5 protein-coding genes and 1 tRNA gene are annotated in these 4,930 nt (G+C 55.5%); all 6 read left to right on the forward strand.

Annotated elements, in window-relative coordinates; all coding sequences use genetic code 11:
* Window positions 1–161: 161 nt before the first annotated feature.
* Window positions 162–1,154: an RnfABCDGE type electron transport complex subunit D gene (locus Q0F21_RS05255; RefSeq protein ID WP_297238054.1), complete on the forward strand. Its 993-nt coding sequence runs from the start codon at window positions 162–164 to the stop codon at window positions 1,152–1,154.
* A 22-nt stretch (window positions 1,155–1,176) separates the two neighbouring features.
* Window positions 1,177–2,295 carry an RnfABCDGE type electron transport complex subunit G gene (locus tag Q0F21_RS05260; RefSeq protein ID WP_297238056.1) on the forward strand — a complete coding sequence of 373 codons (1,119 nt, stop codon included), beginning with the start codon at window positions 1,177–1,179 and terminating at the stop codon, window positions 2,293–2,295.
* Between the two features lie 7 nt (window positions 2,296–2,302).
* Complete coding sequence (locus Q0F21_RS05265; protein WP_297238058.1) at window positions 2,303–2,986, forward strand: electron transport complex subunit E; 684 nt, start codon at window positions 2,303–2,305, stop codon at window positions 2,984–2,986.
* A gap of 30 nt (window positions 2,987–3,016) precedes the next feature.
* Window positions 3,017–3,589 carry an RnfABCDGE type electron transport complex subunit A gene (locus Q0F21_RS05270; protein WP_297237848.1) on the forward strand — a complete coding sequence of 191 codons (573 nt, stop codon included), beginning with the start codon at window positions 3,017–3,019 and terminating at the stop codon, window positions 3,587–3,589.
* Window positions 3,590–4,135: 546 nt separating this feature from the next.
* Window positions 4,136–4,206 (forward strand) — tRNA-Cys (locus Q0F21_RS05275).
* A gap of 256 nt (window positions 4,207–4,462) precedes the next feature.
* The coding region (locus Q0F21_RS05280) for a hypothetical protein (protein WP_297238060.1) at window positions 4,463–4,930 on the forward strand (468 nt) is incomplete at its 3' end.

Raw genomic sequence — 4,930 nt, forward strand, 5'->3', positions numbered from 1 at the left:
AAACCATGTCTACGACTGTATCGAGTGCGGCAGCTGCAGCTTCATCTGCCCCGCCAATCGTCCCCTCCTCGACCATATCCGCATGGGCAAGGGACGCGTCATGGCCATCCGCCGCGCACGTAAGTAAGAGTCATCACTTGATTTTGAGATAACAGCATCCCATGTCTGATACTACAGCTAAGTTACTCGTCTCCCCGTCGCCCCACGTCCACATACACGACTCCATCGAGCGTAATATGTATGATGTGATCATCGCACTCATCCCAGCGCTGATCGCCTCGGTCATCTTCTTCGGCTGGGCACCCCTTGCTCTGACGGTGACCTCGATCGTCGCATCGATGTTCTTCGAGTGGTTTATCACTCGCTTCGTGATGGGGAAGAAGGAGCTCACCATCACCGACGGCTCCGCCATCATCACCGGATTCCTCCTGGCACTCAATGTCCCCGCTAATCTCCCGATCTGGATCCTCCTCATCGGTGACTTCGCAGCCATTGCTCTCGCCAAGATGCCCTTCGGTGGTCTTGGGAATAATATCTTCAATCCCGCCATCCTCGGCCGTGTCTTCCTGCTTGTCTCCTTCCCCAAGCAGATGACCATCTACCCACCGGCACATCAGATCCTCGCCGCAGGCACTGATGCCACCACGGGAGCGACGCCGCTGGCGATTGCCAAGGGGGTACTCGCCGGCTCGCCCGACTACAGTCTCGATATGCTTCCCTCAGCGACGGAGATGTTCCTCGGGCAGCTCTCCGGATCCTTCGGGGAGGTCTCTGCCATTGCCCTATTGATAGGCTTTGTCTACCTCCTTCTCCGTAAGGTGATCACCTGGCACATCCCCGTATCGATCCTCGGTACAGCATTCATCTTCTCCGGTATTATGTATCTCATCGATCCGTCGATGTATATGAGTCCGGTCCTTCAGCTGATGACGGGTGGTATGCTGATCGGTGCGATCTTCATGGCGACTGACTACGTCACCTCGCCGATGAGTACCGGCGGTCAGATCCTATACGGAGTGATGATCGGACTGATCACGATGGTGATCCGCTTCTGGGGCTCCTATCCCGAGGGTATGTCCTTTGCCATCCTCTTTATGAATGGCTTCACACCGATGATCAATCAGTACATCAAGCCTCGCTTATTCCGCAAGTGAACCGCTTATCACACAGAGTATCATGAAGAAGCTATCATCCACCCTACCTCATATGCTGATCTGCCTCGTGCTCGTATGCTCGGTGGCAGGAGGTCTCCTCGCTTTCATCAACGGCCAGACCTCAGAGGTGATCGCCCAGCAGATCATCAATACCACCCTGGACGGAATCAAGGCAGTCGCCCCCGAGTACGACAATGATCCGTACAAGGAGCAATTTAAGGTCGCCGTCGAAGGCGACAGCCTCACCGTCTATCCTGCAACTAAGGCGGGTGAGACTGTGGGCTATGCCGTCGAGTCAACGTCGCACAATGGTTTTAGCGGCGACGTCCGTATCCTCGTCGGCATTGACACCGACAATAACCTCATCGACTACACCGTCCTGGAGCAAAACGAGACTCCTGGACTGGGTGCTCACGTGACTCACTGGTTCCACAGTGAGGCTCACCCCACCAGCGATGTACGTGGCAAGTCTCTCACCGAGCCGCTCAAGGTGACCAAGGATAATGGCACCGTCGATGCCATCACCGCCGCCACCATCACCAGCCGTGCCTTCCTCGACGCGGTAAATAAGGCGATGCGCGGTGTACAGACCATCGATGGGGTGCCTGGTCAGTCCGGTGAGACTACCAGTGAGACCGCCGACACGACAGCCGAGCCGACTGAGGTAGACAGCGACCTGCTCCTGTCTCTCCTCCCTGAGCATGACAATGATCCCGTCGCCGAGCAGAGCGTCGTCACTGATGCCACAGGCTATAGCTACACCATCTATCCTGCCACCAGGGGAGGCATCTGGCAGGGAGCGGCGATCACTGCCCCCACGGAGAGTGGGTACAATGGTCCTATGCTCTTTATCGCTGTACTGGATGCAGGTAATCACCTCCTCGACTACGCTGTCCTCCAAGAGTCGGAGAGCGAGCAGCTCGGGGGGCAGGTGGCGCAGTGGTTTAGGGACAGCGGTCACCCTTCCTCAGACATCCGCGGACGATCACTCGAGACTCCGCTCAAGGTCACTCAGGACGGAGGAGACATTGATGCCATCAGTGGCGCCACGGTGACGAGTCGTGCATTCCTTGATGCCATCAGCCGCACGGCCGCCATCGCCACTCAGGCACGCACTGCTTACGAGAACGCTGAAAATTGATTTCGACATGAATAAAGGTAAAGTATTCCTCAACGGATTCATCACAGAGAACCCCATCCTCGTCTCTCTCCTCGGTATGTGTGCCACCCTCGGCACCTCCTCGAGTGCTGAGACCGGTATGGGTATGGGACTGGCGACCACCTTCGTGCTCGTCTGCTCCAACGTCGTCATCTCGCTCCTCAAGAGTGTCATCCCTGATGGCGTCCGCATCCCGGCATTCATCGTTGTGATCGCAGCCTTCACTACGATCGTCCAGATGGTGGTGCAGGCCTATGCGCCCGCCCTATACGATGCCCTCGGCATTTTCCTCCCCTTGATCGTCGTCAATTGTATCGTCCTCGGGCGTGCAGAGTCCTTCGCCTCCAAGAACGGCGTCGCCGACTCCCTCGTCGATGGTCTCGGCTCAGGGCTGGGCTTCACCTTCGTCCTGACGCTCCTCGGATGCTTCCGCGAGATCCTCGGCTCGGGTAAGCTCTTCGGTATGGAGCTCTTCTCTGCCGACTATGGTACGCTCGTCTTCGTGCTCGCACCCGGTGGATTCATCGTCCTCGGGTATATGATCGCCGCCAATAATGTCATCATGGAGAGGCGGAAGAAGAGTGCCGAGCGTCGCAAGCGTGAGGCTGCTGAGCGTGAGCTCCTCAAGGATCAGCCCCACCAGACGCCCATGGCAGCCAAGGAGGGAGTGTAAGTCTCATCATCGAGTAAGTCATAGTAAGATATGGAGTATTTAGTCATACTTATCGGCGCAATATTTGTCAATAATATTGTCTTTGCCCAGTTTCTCGGTATCTGTCCCTTCCTCGGCGTGTCGAAGAAGCTCGACACCGCACTTGGTATGGGTGCTGCCGTCACCTTCGTGATGGTCCTTGCCGTGCTGGTCACCTTTGGTCTCCAGAAGGGGATCCTCGACCCGTATAACCTCGGATACCTACAAAATGTCGTCTTCATCCTTGTCATCGCCGCACTCGTGCAGATGCTAGAGTCGGTCCTCAAGAAGGTCTCCCCGGCACTCTTCCAGGCACTCGGGATCTACCTCCCGCTGATCACCACCAACTGCGTCATCCTCGGTGTCGCCATCCTTGTGATCCAGAAGGACTACAACCTCTCTCAGGCGATGATGTACGCCTTCTCGACCGGTATCGGCTACACGATCGCCATCTCGCTCTTTGCGACGATCCGCGAGCAGCTCGCCAAGACTGCCCTCCCAAAGGCTATGCAGGGCATCCCCGCGGCGCTTCTCGTTGCTGGCATGCTGTCGCTCGCCTTCATGGGCTTCACCGGTGTGGTATAATAAGGTCATAGACCTCTCCTAAGTAGTGCCGGAGCTTCCTCTCAGATCGAGAGCAGGCTCCGGCATTACTTTTGTCACCGGAGCAGCCAGAACTGACGCATTTGAGTTTTACCTCGCCTGCCCGGTCCTGCAGGGGCTTACCCGCCGGTCCCCCTCCTCTGACACCCCGCCCCCCGACCGATCCTGCCCTCATCCCCAATGCCGGCGGGAGGCGGATCCCGTCAGGGATCCCCGGCGCCGGGGAATATCGTATTCGAGCTGGATAGAGTTCGGTGAATTTTAAACCCGGGTTTAGTGATCACTAAACCCGATAATAGTGATGACTAATACCGGGTTTAGTCCCAGGGTGCAGGGCAGACGCATATGAGCTATGCAGTAAGCTATCTGATGCCCGTCAGAGAGGCTGATGCTTAGGGAGCGGGCATCCTTGCGGATGCGGTTACGCTGCTAATGTACGAGTCTCAAACGCGTCAGCCCTGGGAATCAGTGCTGATCACTTGCTAATGTCATTCTTTTTTGTGACCTTTGCACTGCAAAGAAAAATAAGGTGCCTTAGCAAAGTGGTTATGCACCGGACTGCAAATCCGTTTACGGCGGTTCGAATCCGCCAGGCACCTCTCAGATGAAGGGTCCCTAACAGATCGTTAGGGATCCTTTTGTCTCATACATCTATGGAGACCCTTGATGATGAAATCAACCGCTGTATGCCAAACGGCACGCACGGTGGTGTGAGAGTTGTGTAAACGAAGGTGAGTTAGAAAACCTTCTTTTCCCGACCTACTTGGTTGCTTAGTCATTCAGTGCAGTGTTTTTCTTTGTCATCGTTTTTTGCTACAATTGTAAGTACTCAGATATTATTGTGAAGAAACAGCGATGAATAGATTACTTAGACACACACTGGAGCTGATCGTGGCTATGCTGTCTATGACAGCGTCTCTGTCGGCTCAGGTGATAGACCCTAAGGATGCCGCCGGAGCCTTTGGGGATAAATTAGCTGCTGATAGTCCAAAGCAGATTTACGACCAGGCACAATACCGGGCACTGTACGAGTATCAGCACCAGAAGGATCCTGCTAATCCCTACAAACATAAGGTCGGCTGGACCGTCCTCTTTGTGGGTGAGAGATATAGTATGTTTTTGGACTATTTCTCGTACCAAGCGGACTCCATCAATGATAGCTATGCCCGAGCCAAGCGCAAGGACAGCGACCTGCTGGTTCCCCTGATGTCGGTGATGCACCAGCAGGCTCTCAGGGATCGGGTCGTGCGCGGTGCCGACAGCTGCTTCGTGGTGTCATCGACCGGGCTGAAAGATTATGCTTACGAGGAACCCCTTCCCCAG

This window comes from uncultured Porphyromonas sp. (assembly GCF_934359325.1).
GTDB lineage: Bacteria > Bacteroidota > Bacteroidia > Bacteroidales > Porphyromonadaceae > Porphyromonas_A.

Bases quoted from the DNA above. Each gene is read 5' to 3' on its own strand.
- Q0F21_RS05270 (WP_297237848.1), top strand. From the start codon at position 3,017: ATGGAGTATTTAGTCATACTTATCGGCGCAATATTTGTCAATAATATT.
- Q0F21_RS05255 (WP_297238054.1), top strand. From the start codon at position 162: ATGTCTGATACTACAGCTAAGTTACTCGTCTCCCCGTCGCCCCACGTC.
- Q0F21_RS05260 (WP_297238056.1), top strand. From the start codon at position 1,177: ATGAAGAAGCTATCATCCACCCTACCTCATATGCTGATCTGCCTCGTG.
- Q0F21_RS05265 (WP_297238058.1), top strand. From the start codon at position 2,303: ATGAATAAAGGTAAAGTATTCCTCAACGGATTCATCACAGAGAACCCC.